Genomic DNA, 2,846 nt, shown 5'->3' with positions numbered 1-2,846 from the left:
GCATAAGTGATTACGGAAAATCAGAAAAAGTAATAGGTATTGCAGCAGTTAAAGGTAAAGGCTGGAACATCGGGGCATCTGAGTGGGGAAATAAGTTTAATGCACTATTCAAAGGGAATATCCAGGAAATCCGAGTTGCTAGAAAGGCTTTAACCGAGAAAGAATGGCTTGTGCAAGATGCCCGTGACGATGAACCATTCGAAGGATCAAACAAAGCTTTACCCTTTCTAATGAATAAGAAGAATTATAATTTTCTTTTTGTTCCAGATACCCAGAAATATTCAAGTCAAAATCCAGAGATATTCAATAGCCAAATGAACTGGATTTCCAATAACACTAAGAAGAACAATATTATCATGAATACATTTGTTGGGGACATAATCGATAGTGATTTAGAAAAACAATGGCAGAATTCCCTCGGTGCCATTTCCCTTTTGGATAAAAAGGATGTTCCATATATGATGGCGGCCGGGAATCATGACTATGCGGACGGAGACCCTTTCTTAACACATTATGGGCCGCAGCGTTTTTTGAATAAAACATACTATAAGGGGTCGTCTCCCTCTGGGTATAGCTCATATGCAATCGCTAAGGCAGGGAGTTATGAATACTTAGTCTTGATAGTCGATATGAAAAATCTGCATAAGGACCTGGAATGGTCAAAAAAGGTTCTAGATCTGCATAAAGATAAACCGACAATCCTCGTCTCCCATGATATTATCTTTCCAAAGCTTAAGGATGATAAAACTCTCGCCGTCGAGTCGTCTAATGGCCGGCTGATTTGGAATGAACTTGTAAAGTACCATAATCAAGTGTTCATGACGGTTAATGGGCATTATTTTGGGATAGCACATCGGGTAAAACAAAATGCAGCAGGAAATGATGTCATTCAAATGTTGGTCAATTACCAAACGAATTATCGAGGGGGGAATGGCTGGCTAAGACTTGTAGAGTTTGATGAAAAGAAAAATGTATTGGTATTCCGGACCTATTCGCCATTTGTCGACGAAATGTCTAAAAAAGAAAAATCCTATATCGATTATAAATTTTTAACAGGTGAATATAATTCATTTAAATTGGATTGGGACTTTAAGAATAGATTTAATTTTAAGTAATTAAAAGAGGAGGAGAAAATCCAATTCCCCAGGTGCAAGGTGTAACTGATCGGATCTCAGCAACCTGGGTGAATTCCTTTATTGGGTGCCCTCCTATGTGTTTAGTCTTTCAAGAAGGATATACGTTCATTCTTCATGATGGATTTATAATGATGCGATTTTTCCAGTTGGTTTAAATAACTATCATGCTGCTTTTTTCATTACCGATTTATACTTTCCGAACCCATTAACGACGAGAACCCCTAATATCGCAATCCCGCCGCCAATGACTGAAAGAGTACTAGGCACTTCCCGCAGCCAAACCCAAGCGACGAAAATGGCAATCACAGGTTCAAGGTATAACAAGCTGGAAACGGAACTGGCTTTTCCTAATGAAAGTGCGACTGCCCAAGTTACATAACCGATGGCCGCAGGAAAAATACCAACAAAAACCGCTGATAAATGACCTTCCATTGTAGCATGTTGAATTTCTTGAAATAGCCCAGGAAAAAATATGAAAAAGGGTATTGTTCCGATCCATGTGAAATAAGCTGTCAATTCAATCGGATTATAGCGGCTTAACAGCGGCTTTTGGAAAACAAAAAACACCGCAGAAGCAATAGCAGACATCAGCACTAAAAATGCACCTTCAGAAATATTCAAGGAAGGGCCTGCAGTACCTAATGTTATTAAAGTGATCCCTGCGAATCCTATACCTAAACCAATCCATCCGAATAGGCCGAGGCGTTCTTTTAATACGAACGAAGCAATGATCGCGATGAAAACAGGTGCTGAACCAATCAGCATTCCAGCCGTTCCCGCCGAAACGGTTTGTTCCCCGAATGTCACCCCGATATGATAAATACTAATACCAATAAATGCAAGGATCGATATCCTCAGCAAATCCTCTTTTTTCGGGAATCGAAATTTCACCCCAGGCCATAGAGCATAAAGGGCAAAAATCCCTGAAGCTATAAGATAACGCACAAGTACCAAATGGCCGGCTGAATACCCGCCATGCAAGCTTGCGCGAATAGCAGCGAAAGTAGATCCCCAAATAATAACTGAAATTGATGCCAATAAAAACGCCTTAGTGTTCAAAACCTATTCCTCCCAACCATTCACTATAAACTGAAGGTATCATGGATATGTGAGAACTTCAATATAATTTCTATCTCGCTGTGAAGTGAAACAGTAAAAATAACGAATCAGAGTACATTCTGAGATGTAATCATCGCTGACGAAATTTTATTAAATATGAGATTGGATTGGAAATCTTTATAGATGGATCAGGGTAGAAAAATGTTTATCCACAAAGTTCTAGAAAAAAGTAATACAAAGTTGATTGGAGAGGGTGTGCGAGACTCCAGCGGGAAAAGAGTGTCCAGGGGGAGACTGCACAGGCACAAACGCGCCGAGGGCGAACCTCATGTGGAAAGTGAGTGCCTGGAGGCAATGCTCAAATTGTAAACCCTAAAAATTGGGTTATACCTGCATTATCCTTCATGTTTTTTTACTGTAAGCCTTATTGGATTGAAGAAATTTGCGACACTCCTGCCGAATTACTGGCTAGCCGAGACACCGCAGCCGCTTGCGGCCAGGAGGCTTGGCAGACAGTCGGCGGAAAGGGAACGGATTTCTGAAATCAACTGGAACGATTTTTAATAAAAAAACTGTAGCCAAACTCGATTTTCATTGAGTTGATCTGACCCAATAAAGTTAGACATATAGTTTAAGCAGCTTCTAAGACTT

General features: G+C 40.2%; 3 protein-coding genes. 2 read left to right on the top strand and 1 reads right to left on the bottom strand.

The genetic code is table 11. The annotated features are described in order from the left end of the window. Window positions 1-1,115 (top strand): metallophosphoesterase (locus ACFVSH_RS25025; RefSeq protein WP_387708452.1); only part of this gene is annotated, 1,115 nt, incomplete at its 5' end. A gap of 183 nt (window positions 1,116-1,298) precedes the next feature. On the opposite strand, the gene ACFVSH_RS25020 is transcribed toward ACFVSH_RS25025, so the two are convergent. Further along, window positions 1,299-2,195, bottom strand: a complete 897-nt coding sequence (locus tag ACFVSH_RS25020; protein WP_387708451.1) for a DMT family transporter — start codon at window positions 2,193-2,195, stop codon at window positions 1,299-1,301. A 341-nt stretch (window positions 2,196-2,536) separates the two neighbouring features. Between ACFVSH_RS25020 and ACFVSH_RS25015 the strand changes: the two genes are divergently transcribed. Further along, window positions 2,537-2,737 carry a hypothetical protein gene (locus ACFVSH_RS25015; RefSeq protein ID WP_387708449.1) on the top strand — a complete coding sequence of 67 codons (201 nt, stop codon included), beginning with the start codon at window positions 2,537-2,539 and terminating at the stop codon, window positions 2,735-2,737. The last annotated feature ends 109 nt before the right edge of the window (window positions 2,738-2,846 follow it).

The organism is Peribacillus sp. NPDC058002 (assembly GCF_042886655.1).
Classification (GTDB): domain Bacteria; phylum Bacillota; class Bacilli; order Bacillales; family DSM-1321; genus Peribacillus; species Peribacillus aracenensis.
The sequence above is the reverse complement of the archived record's forward strand: the minus strand, read 5'-3'. Positions and strand labels throughout refer to the sequence as shown.